Origin of the sequence: Fulvivirga ulvae, from assembly GCF_021389975.1 — a bacterium.
Lineage (GTDB): Bacteria > Bacteroidota > Bacteroidia > Cytophagales > Cyclobacteriaceae > Fulvivirga > Fulvivirga ulvae.
On sequence record NZ_CP089981.1, the window covers coordinates 2027485 to 2046756 of the forward strand.

At 41.1% G+C, this 19272-nt stretch carries 15 protein-coding genes and 1 pseudogene; 7 read left to right on the forward strand and 9 right to left on the reverse strand.

Annotation, left to right across the window (positions count from 1 at the left end; genetic code table 11):
* Window positions 1–4 precede the first annotated feature (4 nt).
* The 8 genes from LVD17_RS08325 to LVD17_RS08360 form a co-directional block, all read right to left on the reverse strand.
* Window positions 5–367 carry a response regulator transcription factor gene (locus LVD17_RS08325; protein ID WP_233766054.1) on the reverse strand — a complete coding sequence of 121 codons (363 nt, stop codon included), beginning with the start codon at window positions 365–367 and terminating at the stop codon, window positions 5–7.
* Window positions 345–2711, reverse strand: a complete 2367-nt coding sequence (locus LVD17_RS08330; protein WP_233766055.1) for a hybrid sensor histidine kinase/response regulator — start codon at window positions 2709–2711, stop codon at window positions 345–347. The genes LVD17_RS08325 and LVD17_RS08330 overlap by 23 nt, the downstream gene beginning before the upstream one ends.
* Window positions 2701–4164: a sensor histidine kinase gene (locus tag LVD17_RS08335; protein WP_233766056.1), complete on the reverse strand. Its 1464-nt coding sequence runs from the start codon at window positions 4162–4164 to the stop codon at window positions 2701–2703. The genes LVD17_RS08330 and LVD17_RS08335 overlap by 11 nt, the downstream gene beginning before the upstream one ends.
* Window positions 4157–4588, reverse strand: coding sequence for a response regulator (locus tag LVD17_RS08340; protein WP_233766057.1), 432 nt, complete (start codon window positions 4586–4588; stop codon window positions 4157–4159). The genes LVD17_RS08335 and LVD17_RS08340 overlap by 8 nt, the downstream gene beginning before the upstream one ends.
* A gap of 11 nt (window positions 4589–4599) precedes the next feature.
* Entirely contained in the window at window positions 4600–7134 is a 2535-nt protein-coding gene (locus LVD17_RS08345) for a PAS domain-containing protein (protein WP_441712243.1), read from the reverse strand.
* Between the two features lie 236 nt (window positions 7135–7370).
* Window positions 7371–8189, reverse strand: a complete 819-nt coding sequence (locus LVD17_RS08350) for a toxin-antitoxin system YwqK family antitoxin (protein ID WP_233766059.1) — start codon at window positions 8187–8189, stop codon at window positions 7371–7373.
* A 110-nt stretch (window positions 8190–8299) separates the two neighbouring features.
* Window positions 8300–10192 carry a molecular chaperone HtpG gene (gene htpG / locus LVD17_RS08355; RefSeq protein WP_233766061.1) on the reverse strand — a complete coding sequence of 631 codons (1893 nt, stop codon included), beginning with the start codon at window positions 10190–10192 and terminating at the stop codon, window positions 8300–8302.
* 263 nt (window positions 10193–10455) lie between these two features.
* On the reverse strand, window positions 10456–10938 hold the full coding sequence (locus LVD17_RS08360) for a DUF4293 domain-containing protein (protein ID WP_233766063.1): 483 nt from the start codon (window positions 10936–10938) through the stop codon (window positions 10456–10458).
* A gap of 69 nt (window positions 10939–11007) precedes the next feature.
* Between LVD17_RS08360 and LVD17_RS08365 the strand changes: the two genes are divergently transcribed.
* From LVD17_RS08365 to LVD17_RS08395, 7 genes are all read left to right on the forward strand, one after another.
* Window positions 11008–12207: a thiolase family protein gene (locus LVD17_RS08365; protein ID WP_233766065.1), complete on the forward strand. Its 1200-nt coding sequence runs from the start codon at window positions 11008–11010 to the stop codon at window positions 12205–12207.
* Window positions 12208–12221: 14 nt separating this feature from the next.
* Entirely contained in the window at window positions 12222–12851 is a 630-nt protein-coding gene (locus LVD17_RS08370; RefSeq protein ID WP_233766067.1) for a chloramphenicol acetyltransferase, read from the forward strand.
* Window positions 12848–13594 carry a tRNA pseudouridine(38-40) synthase TruA gene (gene truA / locus LVD17_RS08375; protein WP_233766069.1) on the forward strand — a complete coding sequence of 249 codons (747 nt, stop codon included), beginning with the start codon at window positions 12848–12850 and terminating at the stop codon, window positions 13592–13594. The genes LVD17_RS08370 and truA overlap by 4 nt, the downstream gene beginning before the upstream one ends.
* Window positions 13595–13637: 43 nt before the next feature.
* A complete protein-coding gene (locus tag LVD17_RS08380; RefSeq protein ID WP_233767942.1) occupies window positions 13638–15371 on the forward strand; it encodes an ABC transporter ATP-binding protein in 1734 nt (577 codons plus the stop codon).
* A 161-nt stretch (window positions 15372–15532) separates the two neighbouring features.
* Window positions 15533–16255: a hypothetical protein gene (locus LVD17_RS08385; RefSeq protein WP_233766071.1), complete on the forward strand. Its 723-nt coding sequence runs from the start codon at window positions 15533–15535 to the stop codon at window positions 16253–16255.
* Between the two features lie 29 nt (window positions 16256–16284).
* Window positions 16285–16884 carry a hypothetical protein gene (locus LVD17_RS08390; RefSeq protein ID WP_233766073.1) on the forward strand — a complete coding sequence of 200 codons (600 nt, stop codon included), beginning with the start codon at window positions 16285–16287 and terminating at the stop codon, window positions 16882–16884.
* 2 nt (window positions 16885–16886) lie between these two features.
* Window positions 16887–17408, forward strand: a complete 522-nt coding sequence (locus tag LVD17_RS08395) for a hypothetical protein (RefSeq protein ID WP_233766075.1) — start codon at window positions 16887–16889, stop codon at window positions 17406–17408.
* A gap of 62 nt (window positions 17409–17470) precedes the next feature.
* Here LVD17_RS08395 and LVD17_RS08400 read toward each other — a convergent pair.
* Window positions 17471–19262 (reverse strand): annotated as a pseudogene (locus LVD17_RS08400) (ABC transporter ATP-binding protein).
* Window positions 19263–19272: the final 10 nt, after the last annotated feature.

A 19272-nucleotide genomic window follows, 5' to 3' on the forward strand; every position in this document is an offset into this window, starting at 1 on the left:
TTTATTATTTAAGCAGTTTTTCTATAGATAAAATCAGCTGATCCGCCGTACACGGTTTTCTGATGTAGGCATCCGCGCTACAATCCCTGGCTTTTTGCTCTGTTTCCTTGGTTGCCTGAGCAGAAAGCACTATGATGGGAGTAAACTGATGCCTGTCAATAGACCGGATTTTGGAGATCAACTCAAAGCCATTCATTTCAGGCATCAGCAAATCCGTGATGATCAGGTCAGGGTTGGTTGTGCCTATCTTGCGCATGCCATCAAAAGCATCGTATGCAGTAATTACATCATATCCCTCCATTTGCAACAGATCGCTTATCTCCTCAAGAAGATGTAACGTATCATCAATTACTAATATCTTTTTCATCGACTAATGGAATCTGAATCTTAATTTTAGTTCCCTTTCCGATTTCGCTGTCTACTTCTACCGAGCCCTTCTGAAGCTCCACAGCCTTCTTAACTATAGACAAACCCAATCCTGTTCCTTGAATAGCCCCGGCACTGTTCGTTCTGTGAAATGGCTCAAATATTTTTTCCTGATCTTCCTTTTCTATACCCATTCCCCAGTCTTTGACCTGCATGTTTAAAACCCCGTGGGCACATACAACATCAAGAAGAATTTTATCCTTTCCGGGAGAAAATTTAATAGCGTTGGTTAAAAGGTTAATCAAAATATTGCGCAAAAGTTTCTCATCTACGGCAATTTCTTTTTTCTCCGATGCTATTGAAAATAAGATCTTGTGAGTCTTTTTAGTGCTGTGGGTAACCTCTTCTATTATTTTTTTACAGAAGTCCTTGATGTTGATAACTATGGGATGCAGTTTTATTTTTCCTGACTCGCTCTTACCTATCAAAAGAACATCATCCAGCAAATAGGTCATATGCCCTACTTGCTCTTCTATCTTATCCAGCTTCCGTTCAATCTCATCTACATCTAGTTTGGTTTTATACCTTTTAATAAAATTGGTGGCAAATGTAATGGTTGACAAAGGCGTTCTGAACTCATGCGAAGCCATGGAAACAAACTTCGATTTAAGAGCTACCAGTTCTTTTTCTTTCAGAAGTGCTTCATTTAATTCCTTTGTACGCTCCGCCACTTTCATTTCCAATCGCTCCCGGTACTCAATAAGCTCGGTAATATTTTGCCCTACACCTATTACACCTATGATCTCCGAATCAAGGTTTCGGCGGGGTGCCGCATTAAACAGAATGGTAACAACTTTGCCTGTTCGGGTATAAATAGGCAACTCATAGTTTGTCACTTCCTTGCCTCTCAGTGCATTTTTCAGCAAATCAGTAACCGCCACTTTGTAACCGTCCAGAATGAATTCGTCAATCAGCTTTTTGCCTAACACCTCAGTTTTGGAATAACCGGTAATTTTCGCTGTCACCTGGTTCCATTCGTTAATTCTCCCATTCCAGTCAATACCGAATATCGGGGCATTGGCGGTATCAATAAGTGTTGTCAACTCTCTCGCTACCGACGTTACCCGATCTTCATATACTTTTTGTTCGGTAATATCAGAAAATGAAACCACCACGCCTATCCTATCATTAGGCTGCAAAAAAGGTTCGGAATTGACCGACAGCCAAATTAAATCCCCCCTGTCTTTTACCCCCATAATGACCTGAGAACATGGCTTACCCGTTCGCAATGTAACTTTAGAAGGAAAGTTATCCGCTGGGAACAACTCCATATTTGGTTTAAAAAAGCGATACTTTTCTCTAAGCTCCCTTTCAAACTTTTTTGAACTGGTGGTTTTAGTCCTTAGTATTTTTGAGGCGCTTTTATTAAACGTAACAATATGGCCTTTGTCATCATATAGGATGAGCCCTTCGGCAATAGATTCTATTACTCCCTGGTACTTGGCCTCACTCTCAATCAGCAGATTATGAGCAAGCTTTTGTTCTGTAATATCTCGGGAAGTACTTACTATCCGGATCAACCTGTTATCCTCATAGACATGCTGTAGCATGGTTTCCAGGTAAATATAGGCTCCATCCTTGCGCTTAATGCGGTATGAGAACGGCCTCCCGTCGTATCCGCTTTTTTGATCAAAAGGGTTGATGTGCTTATCCTCCAGGTCTTCGGAGTACATCAGGTCAAGGTGTTTCAAACCTATTAACTCTTCGGCATGATACCCAAGAATACGATCCGTTGAAGGCCCTACCCAAAGATATGTGGAATCAGGACTGTGCAAGCAAACGAGATCCTGTATATTCTCGGCAAGTAGCCTGTATCGCTCCTGGCTTTCCTTCAGCGCTCTGTCCGCGGCACTCTTTGCCTTAATAATCTCTGCATCCCTTATTTCACGCTCTATCGCCGGCATTAATCTTGCCAGGTCATTTTTTAATAAGTAATCGTTAGCTCCAAGCCTCATCGCCTCTACCGCTGCCTCTTCTCCTATAGTACCTGAAACAATAATAAAAGGCATAAAGGGATAGTTCTTCCGCGTGATTGCCAATGCAGACCTGGCATTAAACTGCGGCAGAGAATTATCGCTTATCACCACATCCCATTCCCCGCCATCAAGGGTTGCTTCATATTCTTCTGCAGTTTCCACACGTACGGCATTTATATTATAGCCCTCCCGGCGGATTCTTCTTTTTATAAGTTCATAGTCGTCCTCGGAATCCTCAATGATCAGCACATTGATTGGTTTCCATCTATTCATTCGCATTTCAACAAACTCCTCTTCTTTAATTTTCATTATAATTTGTTGCTGGTGGTTGTTTCCAGTCAGGAACTATAACATCAAATTTACACCCCTCATCCTTCTTGCTTTCAAGCATAATTGAGCCATTAATTTTCTCAATGGCATTTTTAACAATATAAAGGCCGAGTCCTGAACCTGACGAAAACTCATGTGCCCTGTAAAACATATCAAAAACTTTGTCCTGTAACTTCTCTGATATTCCCTGTCCATTATCGATTACCTGCACAAAAAGCTCTCCCTCCTCCTTATTTGCATTAATCAAAATCCAGGATTTATGATTTCGTGACTTTCTTCGGTATTTAATGGCATTCTCCAGCAGGTTTTGAAAAATTGAGGTGAGCAGCCTTCTGTCATTATACACGGTGTGAGAGCTGTTAAGGTTGAGGTGCAGCTCAATCTCACCAAACCCCTCATTATATTTCAAGCCATCCATAATATCTTTGATAATGTCTTCAAGAATCACTTCCTCCGGCATAATCTGACCTTGTTTGATTCTGGATAGGTTCAAGAGCTCATCCAGCGTGTTTTTTAGCTGAACCGTACTCTTATCCAGCATTCCCAGATACTGCTGGAATGCCGCTTCTGAGAAATCCATTTTTCCAATATTTATGAGTCCCATTATAGAGGCTACAGGCCCTTTAAGGTCGTGGGATATACGATACATCAGAGTTTCCAGTTCATTATTGATCTTTTTTAGGTTCTCTTCTGCCTTTTTTTTTTCTGTTACCTTTCTCACAATAATGGAGATTCCCTCCTCTGACGGGTATATGCTTCCGTCGAAGTAATCCCTTCCAAACTGAAAGGCCAGGTGCTCAGACTTAGTTTTCTGCCGAACATTGTTTATTTTCCTTTCAATTTTTGACTGCCTCCACTCCGGAAACATTGAAAATATATGGGCTCCCAAAATGTCTTTATCCTTGATGTTGAACTCCTTTTTGGCCGCACCATTCCAGTGGATTACTCTAAGGTCCTTATCGAGCGCTAAAAAGGCATCTTCAATACTGCCGGAAAGAAACTGATACATTTTCTGGCTTTTGGCCAGCTTCTGCTCTATGGCCTGACGTTTTAACCTGTTGTTTGCCTCCTTTAATTCTCTTTCAATAGCCGGTATCAAACGTTTAAGGTTACCCTTCAAAATGTAATCATTGGCGCCGGCGCGCATGGCTTCAACTGCCGCTTCTTCACCTATAGTACCTGAAACAATAAAGAAAGGAACATTTTGATTTTTGGATCGTGTTACGCTCAGCGCCGTAGGTGCGTTTAAACGGGGCAACCTGTTATCGCTAATTACAATATCCCACTGCTGGGATAAACAGCTTTCCAGATCTTCCACCGTTTCTACCCTCTTCGCCTCAGCCATGAAGCCTCCTTTTCTGATTTCTCTTAATAATAAATCGTAATCATCTTCTGAGTCTTCTATCACCAATATCTTTAATGTTTCAATCATTTATCTGTGGGTTAGGTTCATTTAATACAAGCCAATAAAGACCAAGTTGCCCTACAGCTTCAGTAAACTGCACAAAATCCACAGGCTTTCTAATATAGCTGTTAGCTCCTAGTGAGTAACTTTTAATAATATCTTCTTCCTGGTTAGACGTTGTTAGTATAACCACTGACAACCCTTTAGTACTATCGTGTTGCCTGATTTCCCTTAAAACCTCCAGCCCGTCAAGCTTTGGCAATTTTAAATCAAGTAGTATTAAGGCCGGCCTTACAACTTCTCTGCCTTCGCGTCCAAAAAGAACATCCAAAGCCTCAACTCCGTCACGCACTATAGTAACTTCATTGGCTATGTTTTTCTTTTTTAAGGCTCTAAGTGTAAGAGTAATATCATCTTCGTTGTCTTCAACTAGTAATATCTTTCCTGACATAGCTGGTTATTTCAATTTAAAGTAAAATAAAATGTTGCTCCGTTATCAATAGCACTTTGAGCCCATATCTCTCCTCCATGGCGATGTATAATACGTTTAACGGTGGCCAGGCCTATTCCTGTCCCTTCAAACTCCTTATCACCATGTAGCCGCTGAAATGCTCCAAAAAGCTTATCGGCATAGTTCATATCAAACCCTACTCCATTATCCTTTATATAAAATACTTGTTTGTTATCAATCGTTTCATCTCCAAACTCCACTTTTGGTGATGTCGATTTCCTGGAATATTTTGCAGCATTTTCAAACAGATTCTCCAGTGCCACTGTAAGCAGACCTTTGTCCGCTAAAGCAGACAGCCCGGGAGCTATTATAAATTCTGTTTTGGTATACTCATCAGCAGCCAGATTTTCTGCTACATGAGAGGCCAGAGCGCTTACATCTACAGGCTCAAAACGTATCTCTTGCCGGGATATTCGGGATAGCGCCAGCAGATCATCTATTAATCTGCCCATTCTGACGCTGGCTGATGATACTCTGTTCAAATAATCCTGACCGATGTCGTCAAGCTGGCCTGAATAGTCCTCCATAAGTGCCTGACTAAAGCCATGAATACTTCTGAGTGGAGATCTTAAATCATGCGAGACGGAATAGCTAAAGGCTTCTAACTCCTGGTTGGTAGCTTCAAGTTGTGCAGTGCGTTGCCTTACAACTTCATGTATTCGTTTTTCCGCCATTTTTCTTTCGGTGATATCCATGATCTGGATAATGAAATATCTGGTATTTCCATTGGCATCACGCACAGCAGAAACATTCTGTTGAACCCAAACAGGCACTCCCTTGGTATTTAAATATCTTTTGTCCAGTTGGTAAGAGTGGACGTCTCCTTTTTGTAATTTTTTCAGGTGTTCTTTATCAAGCTCACGGTCTTCAGGGTATGTAATTTTGTAAAGCCCAAGTCTTAACAATCCGGCTTCATTGTATCCCAACATTTCGGTGAGTGCATTATTTACTTTTAACAACATGCTGTCCGTTCCCATTAGAGCCACACCTATAGGACTGTAATCAACAGTAGCTTTAAACCTCTGCTCGCTTTCCTTGAGGTTTTGTTCATGTAGCTTCTGGTCCGTGATATTCATGCATATGCCAATCATTGCAACAGGATCTCCATATTCATCCTTGGTTACTTCACCCTTGGAGTGCAATATTCTTGTTTTCCCATCGCTGGCTATCACCCTGTACACAATATCGTACTTAATATCCTTTCTGATGGTATCCCCTATGGCATCACTGACAAGGTCCATGTCATCAGGGTGTATGCGTTCGGTAAAATCCTGTATAATACCCCTGAAATCCCGCTTAGGGTGATCCATCAGTTTATGCATGTAGTCATCCCATTGTAACGCTCCGGTTTTAATGTTCCAGTTCCACGCTCCAATTTCACCTGCCTCAAGTGCCATTGAAAGCACTCTTTTGCTGGCAGCCATGTTCTCCTGCGAGGTTTTGGCAAGATCTATATCCATGAGCAGCCCCCTTAATGAAACCATTTTACTATCCTCTACCACAGGTAGCCCAACTATTCTAACCCAAACGTTATTTCTGTTCGCTGTTAGCAGCTTTACTTCGAGGTCATAACTCTCACAAGTCCTTTCAGCAATGGAAATCGCTTCTCTTACTTTATCACGATGATCTCTTTGAATAAAGCTCAGGGCTTTCTCAAAATTAAAATCCGTTATACTCGTTAGCTCAAGTATTCGATATACTTCTTCCGAACAATATATTGACCCTTCTTGTACGTTCATTTGCCATACTCCTATTTTTCCCGCTTCCTGTGCAGATTGAAAAAGCTCATTGGTTCTCTTCAATATGCTGTTTGATGCTTTGAGATCCTGGGTACGCTCATCTACCTTTTTTTCAAGGTCTTCATTAAGTCGTTTCAATTCGTTTTCAGCTCTTTCCCGTTGCAATATCTCGTCTTTCAGTCTCCTGTTTAAAGCTGTTAATTCTGAAACCAATTTTTCCAGGGCTTCCGGACTTTTATATTTTAACACTTCCGGGGTAACTTTTACCAAAGCAAATACTGTCCCCATAGAAACCATCGCAGTAATAAACCTTACCAAAGCACTAAGTCTGTATACAGGCCACCAAAATATGACCGCATCGATAAAATGCGTGAGCCCGCAGAAAAGGATAAAGGCTATAAAAAGAAGAAATATAAATTTGAATGGAATTCCGTCCTGTTTTTTGTATAAGTAGTAGCCAAGGATCAAAGGAATCATAAAATAAGCTAACCAGATCATGAAATCGGAAAGAATATATAACCATCCGTGAAATGGTGTCCATATGCCGCAATTCCATCTGGCAGGCCAACTTTCAGTATTCAAAAGCCCGGCGAAAAATTCCGATTGACCCTTTACATCAACAACCTCATTGGAAACCTGACAAGTAACTGGTGTTTCACTAGGCTTAGCGTTAGCTAATGTATTGAGTACCAATAATGATAATGGAATACAACAAACAAAAAAATGCCTCCGAAAACCTCTCATCATCGTATTGTTATTGCCGTATCAGAAAACTAGTAATAAAGTAATCTAATAAAATGTTCACACTTACGGAAATAAGCAAAATTGGCGCATGTAAGATTTTACAGGCAAAATTATAGTTTACAGATTTATTTATATGATTAAAGCTGTTTGCGATATAGCAAAAGCTACAATGGGTGAGGAATTAAAATTATTACATTTGTAATATTTTAGAAGCATTAATAAAATATGCATTGAGAGCCCTATCTTCTCTCATAAACAAGCTTCCCACGCTTGTTCCATTCCTTGTAAATATAAGGCTTGCTCTGCTTGTCAAATGGGTCTTTCGAATAGCGGATTATTTTCTTCCTCCGGCCGGTGGGATAGTACTCTACCCAGTCGCCCACTTTAATGTCCCACTGGTATTCTCCTTTAACTGCTACTTTGCCATTTCCATGGAAATAATAGTAGTAGCCCTCTTTCTCCCCATATTCTATAGGGATGATTTCCTTCATTTTCTCCCTCTTCTGGTCATAGTAGCTTACAAGTGACTCTTTGGGCCATCCTTTGTAATATTTTTCTTTATCTACCAGTATATCATTTTTGTCATACCGCATCCATCGCCCATGCTTCATTCCTTTATAAAATATTCCTTCCTCCAACACCTGATCTCCCTGCATTTTTTTATAAGGCCCGTGCAGTATAGCGCCATACTCTTTATCGACATCACCTTCGCTCCTGATTTTCCCCCGGCGGTAATCAATCCAATAAACATCCCTTACATAGGGATCGGGCTCTACGTATTCTTTTAGTACGTAAAAAAGCTCATACGTCTTACCGTCGCCACTGCCTTTTTGTGTATAGCGCTTTTTGGTTTTCAGCCCGTAGAAAACATTTTTTTTTCTTTTCTTCTCTTTTGGTTCTACGTAGTCTTCCTCTTTTTCATCATCTTCCAGATCAATAGTGATGGGGGTATCAATAGTAAACATTTTGTCTGTACTCTCCGGATCGGTTTCCTGAGCGTACAGAGATGTTGTAAGTAAGAATGTAGTGGATAGAAAAACTAAATATTTCAGAACCATTGACCTCTTTTATTATTTGGCAACGTAAATAACCATTTTTTATTTTCATCTCAAAAATAAAAAAGCCACCCGAAAAGTTCCGGGTGGCCTTGTTCAGTCAGGTTTACAGATTATTCCCCTGCCAGCTCTATACTTCTTTTTATAAAATTAGTCAAATCTGCACCTGAAAGCATGTTTTGAGAAAGCATAGCCAAGTCATAAGCTTGTTTGGCCAGCTGCTCTTTTTTCTCCTCTTTTTTAGCCCTCAGGATTTTTCCTATTATGGCGTGGTTGCCATTAACTGTAAGGTTAAACTGATCAGGCATATTGCCCATCATGGCATAACCGCCGCCTCCCATTTTGGCCATATCCTTCATTCTGCGCATAAACTCTGACATGGTGATGGTAACAGGCATTTCATCAGGCGACTGGGATTCAACAGAGATATTCATACTCTTGTTGTTAACAGCTTTTTCAAAAATAGCCTTTACCTTCTCCTCCTCATCCTTGCTAAGCACGCTTTCAATTTTCTCGTCTTTATCTATGAGTTTATCTACAGTCTCAGCATCCACGCGCCTAAGCTGCGTTTTATCCAGCTTTTGCTCCAGGAAGTTCACAAAGTGACTGTCGATAACTCCATCCATTAAAAGGATATCGTATGACTTACCTTTCGCAGCTTGTATGTAGGTATCCTGCTTCGCTGCATCGGAAGTATACAAGTAAATAAGGTTCCCGTCCTTATCTTCCTGGTTAGCCTTTACCTTCTCCTTATACTCGTCAAGGGTGGCAAAAGCACCTTCAGTGTTTTTAAGTAAAGCAAAATCTTTGGCCTTCTCATAGAACTTATCCTCGCTAAGCATACCATACTTCACAAAAATGCCTATATCGTCCCACTTGCTTTCGTAAGCCTTTCTATCATTCTTAAATAACTCTGTCAGCTTATCCGCAACCTTTTTGGTGATGTGGTTATTGATTTTCTTTACACTGCTGTCTGACTGCAGGTAGCTTCTTGATACGTTAAGCGGAATATCGGGCGAATCAATAACACCATGAAGCAACATGAGAAACTCAGGCACAACGTCCTTCACTTCATCAGTGATGAATACCTGTCTGGAGTATAGTTGGATTTTATTCTTTTGTACTTCGAAGTCATTTTTAGCTTTAGGGAAATACAAAATACCAGTCAGGTTAAAAGGATAGTCTACATTCAGGTGAATCCAGAAAAGCGGGTCTTCCGACATAGGATAAAGGTCCCTGTAGAATTTCAGGTAATCTTCATCTTTCAGGTCAGCAGGGGCTTTAGTCCACAACGGTTCTGTATCGTTGATGATGCGGTCTTGCGTTACCGTTTTATATTTCGGCTTTCCTTCGTCGTCCTTGCCATCATCTTCCCTTTTTTCTTCTGTTCCAAATTTTACGGGTACAGGCAAGAACTTACAGTATTTTTCAAGGATTGACTTAAGTCTCCATTCATCAAGAAATTCCTCGGAGTCATCAGCAATATGCAAGATAACGTCCGTACCTCTGTCACTTTTTTCTGCCTCGGAAATTTCAAATTCCGTAGAGCCATCACATGTCCATTTGGCAGCTTCCGTGCCTTCCTGGTATGACTTAGAGATCAACTCAACCTTCTTCGCCACCATAAAAGCCGAGTAGAAGCCCAGGCCAAATTTACCGATGATGTCTTTTGCATCACCTTTGTCCTTAAACTTCTCCACAAACTCGGTAGCACCTGAAAACGCAATTTGGTTGATGTACTTCTTAATCTCGTCGGAAGTCATACCGATACCTCTGTCGCTTACAGTTATCGTTTTTTTCTCTTTATCAAAGCTTACTTCCACTGTAGTATCACCGATATCTTCTTTCAGCTCACCAAGAGATGACAGCCTTTTCAGTTTCTGGGTAGCATCTACTGCGTTGGAAACCAACTCTCTTAAAAAGATTTCATGATCAGAGTACAGAAACTTTTTGATAATTGGAAAAATATTTTCCGTGTGAATCGAAATAGTACCTTTTTCAGCCATTTTTATTCTTTATTTTAAAATCTAGTTTTTCGGGTTTACTCTTGTGCATTTCCAAATACCATTCCAGCAGACAAAAAGTGACATAATGACAGATTTGTGACAGTAGGCAAGAGAAGTAAACAACATGCTGCCAGGAATTAAATCAAAGGGTAAGCTTAAAAATAAGTCAACTCCCTCTAATCGGTCGAAACCAAAATCTAACCGGAAGTGAGCTTTTACCGGGTTCGGCTGGCAATAGAGGTTTTGAGAGAAAAGTTTTTAACTTATCGAATTCGGTCAACTGAGCGGACAAGGCGCTCGTCTTTTCGAATAAAGCGGTTGGCAATCACATTGCAGATCATAGCCGCAGCGGGAAAGAATACTGCCATTCCATAGCTCCAGCCATATTGAAGTTGCTTTTCTTCCATGAGGTTGCTGGCAAGGTATAAGCCTAAACCCATAGCCCCGGCCATAAACAGCGAATTTAAAGCCCCTAGTTTCATTTGAAGTAAACGGTTTTTAAATCTGGTAATCTCAATGATTCCAACAATGGCTGCTGAAATAGCCAGCACCGCCACAAATACATAAGGGGAGTAAACTTTGGAAGTTTCTACACCTGCACCTTCCTGTACATCAAGATAGAATGAGGTAAGCACGTAAGTTACGCTGCCATCTTGGGCCTGATATGTCCATAAAGGAAATAACAACATAAGGAGCATCAACACTACTACAAGTAACAGAAATACGGTTTGAATCCTTTGTAACATATGGCTATTGGCTTAAATTGCGAGTGCAAATTTAAATCAAACCCACACGGTTTACAAACTGTATTTGAAATGAAAACAGCATATATTGTAGATATATTAAGGACACCTATAGGCAAATTTGGCGGTACGCTGGCATCGATACGGCCCGATGACCTGGCAGCCCATGTCATTAAATCGCTGATAAGTCGAAATCCGGATCTGGATGTAAGCCTGATAGAAGACGTGATTTTTGGGGCTGCCAATCAAGCTGGAGAAGATAACCGGAACGTGGCCCGGATGGCCCTTCTGATGGCCGGGCTGCCAATTGAAACCGGTGGTGTTACCGTCAACCGCCTGTGTGCCTCTGGCCTGCAATCTATCATGGATGCCTCACGCGCATTGATGCTGGGAGAAGGCCAGGTATACATTGCAGGTGGCACTGAGAGTATGACGCGTGCACCTTTCGTAACGGCCAAACCGGAAAGTGCTTATAGCCGTGCGGTGGAAACTTACGATACAACCATCGGGTGGAGGTTCCCAAACCCAAAGTTATCCAAACTTCACTACCCTTTTGCCATGGGTGAAACAGCAGAAAATGTAGCAGAGAAATGGGGCGTTTCCAGAGAGGAGCAAGATGAATTTGCCTATAACTCACAATTAAAATATAAAAATGCCCATGAGGCCGGCAGGTTTAAAGATGAAATAGTTCCGGTAGAGATTCCTCAGCGCAAGGCCAGTCCTATACATTTCGACACTGATGAACACCCCCGCTATTCTCCCCTTGACAAACTGGCTTCACTCAACCCGGCCTTCAAAGACGGTGGGACTGTAACGGCAGGAAACTCATCTGGTATCAACGATGGCGCCGCGGCTTCACTAATAGTGGATGAAGATGTACTCAAAAAATTCAACCTGAAACCTATGGCACGAGTAGTTTCCATGGCCATTGCTGGCGTAAGTCCGGACTGTATGGGTGTAGGCCCTGTACCCGCTACACAAAAAGCCCTGAAAAGGGCTGGGCTTCAGGTGAAAGACCTTGATCTGATAGAGCTTAATGAAGCTTTTGCATCGCAATCCATAGCTTGTATGCGTGATCTTGACCTTAATCCGGAGATTGTAAATGTTAATGGTGGTTCCATTGCTATCGGCCACCCACTCGGAGCCAGTGGCACAAGGATCACTGCTACCTTACTTCACGAAATGCAAAAAAGAGAACAGACAAAATACGGGCTGGCTACCATGTGTATAGGAGTAGGTCAGGGTGCTGCTATTATCTATGAAAAACTGTAATATCTGTTAATTCATTGAAGACTTACCTGGACATAGATAAATGGGAACGAAAGGATCACTTTTCCTTTTTCAAGGGTTTTGATGAACCCTTTTTTGGGGTTACAGTGGAAATTGACTGCTCTGCGGCTTACGCTGAAGCGAAAAGAAATGGTGTTTCTTTCTTTCTATATTATTTGCATAAAGCACTGGTAGCGGCAAATGAAATAGAAGCATTTAAGTACCGAATAGAGGGCAACAGAGTTGCCCGATATGAAACAGTCAATGCTTCTCCCACTGTACCGCGCCCTAACGGCACGTTTGGCTTTTCATATATGGAATACAAACCTGTTTTTAGTGATTTCTACGCTACGGCCATAAAGGAAATGGAACGTGTAAGTAAAGAGACAACTCTCGTACCAGCCACGAGTAATGAAAATGTGATCCATTTCTCAGCTCTGCCATGGATTAAATTCACCTCTGTATCTCATGCAAGGCATTACGCCATGTCCGACTCCATTCCAAAAATCAGTTTTGGTAAAGTGTATGAAAGTGAAGGAATGAAGTTAATGCCTGTCTCTATCCACGTTAACCATGCCCTGATGGATGGCTATCATGTTGGTCAGTATTTTGACCTGTTTCAGGACCTGATGAATAAAGTATCATGAGGTATTTTTTTGAGGTTGCCTACAATGGCACCAATTATCACGGCTGGCAAATACAACAAAATGCTACCACAGTACAACAATTAATAGAGGAAGCGTTCACTGTAATATTAAGAACTGAGGTACCCATTATGGGTAGCGGCCGTACTGATACTGGTGTACACTGTTCACAGCAGTATTTCCACGCCGATCTGCCGAAAGATACACAAGTGGAAAATCTACAGTATAAGCTCAACAGCTTTCTGCCTCCAGACATCAGTATCAATTCTATCCGGCTGGTTTGTGAAGATGCACACGCGAGATTTTCGGCCCTTTCGAGAAGTTACGAGTACAGGATAACCCAACGAAAGAACCCGTTTCTTCAAAATATGAGCTATTTCTATCCAAAATCTCTGGATATCACAACTATGAATCAAGCAGCCTCGTTATTAATCGGGGCGCAGGATTTCGAATCTTTTAGCAAAGTTAAAACGGATGTTAATAACTTTGTATGTGAGATCACGGAGGCTCAATGGATTGAGGAGGGAGACCTGCTAATATTCCGTATCACGGCAAATCGATTTCTGCGAGGCATGGTAAGAGCTATTGTGGGCACATTGTTAAATATTGGAAAAGGAAAGCTTCAAAGAGAAGCTTTTAAAAAGATCATAGAAAGTAAAGACCGAAAAAAAGCAGGGGCTTCAGCTCCGGCAGCAGGTTTATTTTTGACAGCAGTAAAATATCCCCGGGAGATTTTCCCTGACTAGTATTTTGGAAAAAGAAAAAGTTAACAGCGGCAATATTGTAGACATGCAGGTCCTGAAAAGGCTTATGAAGTTCGTAAGCCCATATAAAGGCAAATTCTACTTTCTTATATTTCTTACGGTAGCTCTGGGCATATTGGCCCCTGCCAGACCTCTCCTTATTCAGATTACATTGGATAGCTTTGTTGCCTTTGGTGACTATAGCGGTATGGTCATGATGATTGCCATATTAATAGGCCTTCTTATCGTGCAGGCTATCGTGCAGTACCTGCATACATACCTGTCGGGTTGGTTAGGCCAATATGTAATCCGTGATATTCGTATACAGCTATACAGGCATCTGGTCAATTTAAGGCTTAAGTTTTTTGATAACACTCCGATTGGTCGTCTTGTAACAAGAACTATTTCCGATGTAGAAACACTCGCAGATGTGTTTAGCCAGGGCCTGGCAGCAATGATGGGAGACCTGCTCCAGCTTCTTTTCATACTGGCTGTAATGTTCTACAGCGACTGGCGACTAGCACTGATAAGTTTGTCTACACTACCTATTTTATTGCTGAGCACCTATATCTTCAAAGAGAAAATTAAAGTTGCCTTCAATGATGTGAGAAATGCCGTCTCCAATCTGAATTCTTTCGTACAGGAACATATTACCGGTATGAGCATTGTACAAATCTTCGGAAGTGAGCACAGGGAGTATGAAAAATTTAAAGAGATCAACCGGGAACATAAGAAAGCTAACCTTAAATCGGTATTATACTATTCGGTATATTTTCCCGTAGCAGAAATTATTAGTGCTGCCGGCATTGGTCTCCTGGTATGGTACGGTGCCAAAGGTGTACTTCATGAGGCGGTGACTGGCATCACCATGGGTAAACTCATTGCATTCATCATGTACATTCAAATGTTCTTCCGTCCTATCCGGATGATTGCTGACAGGTTCAATACGCTGCAGTTAGGAATTGTAAGTTCATCGCGAATTTTAAAACTTCTGGACAATGATGAGCACATCCCTAACAATGGAAGCCATGCGCCTGATCATATTGAAGGCGCTGTAGAGTTTGATAAGGTTTGGTTTGCCTACAATGAAAATGACTATGTATTAAAGAATATTTCTTTTAGCGTTAAACCCGGTGAAACGCTTGCACTGGTAGGCGCAACCGGGGCAGGAAAATCATCAATCATAAATCTTCTTAACCGCTTTTACGACATTAATCGTGGGACAATAAAAGTTGATGGGGAAAGCATAAGCAGTTATGAACTGGGGGCATTGAGATCAAAAATAGGTGTTGTACTTCAGGACGTTTTCCTGTTTAGCGACACTATACTCAAGAATATAACCTTAGGCAACGAAAATATAAGTGAAGAACAAGTACTGCATGCTGCCGATCTTGTTGGTGCCCGAAGATTCATTGAACGCCTTCCCGGCAGGCTCGATTATAATGTAATGGAAAGAGGCTCTACACTTTCTGTCGGTCAGAGGCAACTCATTTCTTTTGTAAGAGCTATGGTATACGACCCTAAAATCCTCGTACTGGATGAAGCCACCTCTTCGGTTGACACTGAGACAGAGGAATTGATACAACAAGCCATAGATAAAATGATGAAGGGCAGAACCTCTATTGTAATTGCCCACAGGCTTTCCACCATTCAAAAAGCGGATAAAATCATTGTGCTGGATAAAGGTGAAATCAAGGAGGTTGGAAATCATGAAGAACTACTTTCTCAAAATGGTTACTACACTCAACTTCATAAAATGCAGTACAAAGAAATTATTTAACTATTTTGCAGGGACATATGCATCTTTGCATGCATTTTTTATTTAAATAGTTGATTTGCAACTCTCTGCAGAGCATTTATCAGCATAAGGTGCTTTTCGCTATGCGCTGAGTTTATATAATCATTTCAGGTTAATATTTAATTAGTCTATATTTGCAGTTAATGTCCTTTGCACTTTTCAGGTATATCATCCCCTTGCTGTTTTGCATCTTTATTGCGGATCAAAGCTTTGCTCAAAAACGGCATAAAAGCAATTCGTTTTACAAAGGCCGATACAAATCGGTCAGGGTTTCCAAAGCAAAAGCCAAAGTGGTATGCCCGATTTTCGAACATAGCAAATACCCGTATCATGGTATTGGTGTAAAGTTGGGAGATCCGTTTGCTGTAACTTATAAGTTTTATGCCACAAAAAACTTCGCAATAGCTATTGACTTCGGGTCAGCAGCCAGTGGATTGTACAATAAATACCATCGCGATAATTTTGTTAATTATTCTATATCAGATTCGATACTTGGTAGTGCATCCATAAGCTATTTGGGGCATAAGGTTAAATCAGAGTGGGTAACTGAAGGGAAGTTGCTGTATCATCATGATGCCTCAAAAGTATTGAACGGCCTTCAATGGTATATTGGAGCTGGCTGGCAACTAAGACAGGTCGATATAGAGTATGAATACTTTCTAGAAATTAATAGTAATGAAAATGAAATAGGCAAGTTTGACGTTAATAGATTTACAATGGGTCCAACAGGAGCCCTTGGACTTGAATATGCTTATTTCGAACTGCCTGTTTCTGCTTTTCTGGAAATAGAAATGTTTTCAGATATTCTGGAAGATCCGGGTTGGATAAGGTTTCAAGGGGGCGTTGGCATCCGCTACGTATTTTAAACTTCTTTGAATATAACCTTATCACAAATATGAAAATGATCTATAAAGCATCTTGCTTTATAGTTGGCTTGTTTTTAGTTTTTCAATTTACCTATGCCCAGAAGTTTAATCAGGGGCTTGGCCTACGCATAGGTGATCCGGTTGGCATATCGTACAAAGCTTACCTCCCTGGCAACACTGCTGTTGAATTCGCCCTGGGTACTACGTCCAGGAATCGTCATTCATCATATTATAAGGATACTTTCAATGCTCTTGACAGGTACGACGGACTACGATACTCTGATCATGATGTAAAGTATACCCTTGCCTTGCAAGGCAGGTACCTGTTACACAGCTCTTTCCCTGCTAATGTCGAAGGTCGCCTGGACTGGTACTGGGGTATTGGAGGGCACTTCCGGTTTTCTAAAGTAGAGTATACTTATTTTAGCGAAAGCACCATGTTTGCTTCTGACGAAAAAAGCAATGTCGACCTGGGCCCTGAAGGTATACTTGGGATAGAATACGAATTAAAAGACTATCCTATAGTTGGATTTAGTGAGGTAAGCCTTCTCGGAGAAATTGTGGATAAACCACTCAGATTTCGTTTCTTTGCCGCTGTAGGCGTTAGATACGCCTTTAATTCGCTATAAACATGCTAAAAAGGGCTCTAATCGGATTGATGGTATTGATTTCAATCGTAGCATTTATTTTTTATTATAAACTCGGGGGAAATCAACCGTTGGAGTTCAGGATGGTTTCTCACCCTGAATTCTATGTAACAGGAGAATACTTTAAGGGGAGGTATAACGACCCAGCGGCTGAAAGGCTCTTTTTCGACGCCAAAGCAAGAGCCGGGAGAAGCAGTCAGGCGACACTTGTAATTATAAACTATCCTTCAGAAGAGAAGGGCAAGGTTATTAAGCAATTCATAGGTGCTGGCATGCCTCATAAACCTGATACCCTGTTTGAAAAAGTTGAAGTTAAACGTGTTCCTCGTCAACAAATAATATACACCACCATCAGATCGCATAACTTTGTGATGCCTACACCTGAAGATGTTAAGGCTGGAGCTTTAGAGTTTGCCAAAGAAAAAGGAGTTACATTGGACTCACTAACATGGGAAACCTACATCTCTGAGCGTGAACTCAAAGTATGTTTCCCTTTGAAAAATTAAATTAAGCGTTGATAACTCGCTGACCTCATACCATCTCGCGGTGTTCAGGTTTGTATAAAAGTCTAACCTTCCAGGGTTTCCTCGGTGAGTGTCTGTTTTTCAAATAGCTCTTTATAGATTCCATTCTTTCTCATGAGTTCGTCATGGGTTCCCTCTTCCATCACATAACCATCGTCCAGCACAATTATTTTATCCGCCAGCTTGGCAGAGGACACACGATGAGAAATAATCAGAGAGGTTCTCCCTTTCATGATTCGCTTCATGCTATTTAGAATAGTATTTTCCGTTTTGGTATCCACGGCAGACAAAGCGTCATCCAACATTAATATTTTGGGATCCCTGCATATAGCCCTGGCTATTGATACGCGTTGCTTTTGTCCCCCGCTCAGTGTTATTCCGCGTTCTCCCACACGGGTATTAAATCCGCCGGGGAATTCTATGATATTATCGTAAACATCTGCCTCCCGGGCCGCATCAATTATCCTCTCTTCAGTGGCGTCTGTAGCCCCAAAAGCTATATTATTATAAATCGTGTCACTGAAAAGAAATACATCCTGAGGAACATATCCGATTTGGCTTCTCAAACTAATGAGGTTATACTTGTCAATTTCACGCCCGTCTATCCGGATCTGACCACTAGAGACATCGTACATTCTGGAGATCAGGTTAGCTATGGTGCTTTTACCGGAGCCTGTAGTCCCGATAATAGCCAAAGACTGACCCGGCTTTACACTAAAGGAGACATCCTTTAACGCCTGAATACCAGAGTCCGGGTATACTAAATCCACATGGTCAAATTCAATCTCACCCTGAAGCTCTTCCACCAGTTCTTCAGTGCTGATAATGTCGTTCTCAACTTTTAAAAATTCATTAAGTCTTTTTTGCGACGCTGCAGCACGCTGTATTATACTGCTTATCCATCCCAAGGAGGTTACAGGCCAGGTCAGAAGGTTTACATAAATGATAAATTCGGCAATGTTACCAAAAGTCAATGTCCCTTTGATAACCTCAGCACTTCCTGCGTATACGGTCAATATAGTACTTAAACCAATAAGTCCGAGGATCAAAGGGAAAAAAAAGACTTTGCACCTTTGTAAGTTCGAGAGAGCGGTCTTTGTATTTATTACTTTCATCGGTAAACTTCCTTATGGAGTCATTTTCCCGTGTAAATGATTTTAATACACGTATTCCGGAGAAAGCCTCCTGTACAAACGTAGACAAGGCCGACTGGCTTATCTGAATCTCTTCTGACCTTTTGTTTATTATATTATTTACATAGTATATGCTCACAGATAAAATAGGCAAAGGAATAAGTGCGTACAAGGTTAATGTTACGTTGATGGAGAGCATATAAGGTATAAGCATGGCAAAAAGGGTAACCATACTCAAACCATACATTATTGACGGCCCCAGGTACATACGGACCCTGCTCACATCTTCAGAAATCCTGTTCATCAGGTCCCCTGTATTGTTCCTCCGGTAAAAACTCAGCGGCAATGACTGGTAATGCGCATATATTTCATTTTTCAGGTCAAACTCAATTAACCTGGACATAACTATTATAGTTTGTCGCACCATAAAAAGAAATACTCCACGAAGCAGTGCCATAACGAGGATCAATATGGCATAGATTAAAATACTTCCGGCAAAAATGTCATAAATATCATTCTGAAGATCAACACCTTCAAAGGAGCGATACACACTGATATTCTCACTCACGAGATTCATAGCGTACCGTACCATTGGTGCCGGAATAATCTGAAAGATGTTGGAAATAATAATAAATACCAGTCCGAGAACCAAGTGATATTTATATTTCCAGAGGTATTTATTGAGATAGCTTAATTCCTTCATTCAGCGAGAG

Bases quoted from the DNA above. Each gene is read 5' to 3' on its own strand.
- LVD17_RS08325 (WP_233766054.1), bottom strand. From the start codon at position 367: ATGAAAAAGATATTAGTAATTGATGATACGTTACATCTTCTTGAGGAG.
- LVD17_RS08330 (WP_233766055.1), bottom strand. From the start codon at position 2,711: ATGAAAATTAAAGAAGAGGAGTTTGTTGAAATGCGAATGAATAGATGG.
- LVD17_RS08335 (WP_233766056.1), bottom strand. From the start codon at position 4,164: ATGATTGAAACATTAAAGATATTGGTGATAGAAGACTCAGAAGATGAT.
- LVD17_RS08340 (WP_233766057.1), bottom strand. From the start codon at position 4,588: ATGTCAGGAAAGATATTACTAGTTGAAGACAACGAAGATGATATTACT.
- LVD17_RS08345 (WP_441712243.1), bottom strand. From the start codon at position 7,134: ATGATGAGAGGTTTTCGGAGGCATTTTTTTGTTTGTTGTATTCCATTA.
- LVD17_RS08350 (WP_233766059.1), bottom strand. From the start codon at position 8,189: ATGGTTCTGAAATATTTAGTTTTTCTATCCACTACATTCTTACTTACA.
- htpG (WP_233766061.1), bottom strand. From the start codon at position 10,192: ATGGCTGAAAAAGGTACTATTTCGATTCACACGGAAAATATTTTTCCA.
- LVD17_RS08360 (WP_233766063.1), bottom strand. From the start codon at position 10,938: ATGTTACAAAGGATTCAAACCGTATTTCTGTTACTTGTAGTAGTGTTG.
- LVD17_RS08365 (WP_233766065.1), top strand. From the start codon at position 11,008: ATGAAAACAGCATATATTGTAGATATATTAAGGACACCTATAGGCAAA.
- truA (WP_233766069.1), top strand. From the start codon at position 12,848: ATGAGGTATTTTTTTGAGGTTGCCTACAATGGCACCAATTATCACGGC.
- LVD17_RS08380 (WP_233767942.1), top strand. From the start codon at position 13,638: ATGCAGGTCCTGAAAAGGCTTATGAAGTTCGTAAGCCCATATAAAGGC.
- LVD17_RS08385 (WP_233766071.1), top strand. From the start codon at position 15,533: ATGTCCTTTGCACTTTTCAGGTATATCATCCCCTTGCTGTTTTGCATC.
- LVD17_RS08390 (WP_233766073.1), top strand. From the start codon at position 16,285: ATGAAAATGATCTATAAAGCATCTTGCTTTATAGTTGGCTTGTTTTTA.
- LVD17_RS08395 (WP_233766075.1), top strand. From the start codon at position 16,887: ATGCTAAAAAGGGCTCTAATCGGATTGATGGTATTGATTTCAATCGTA.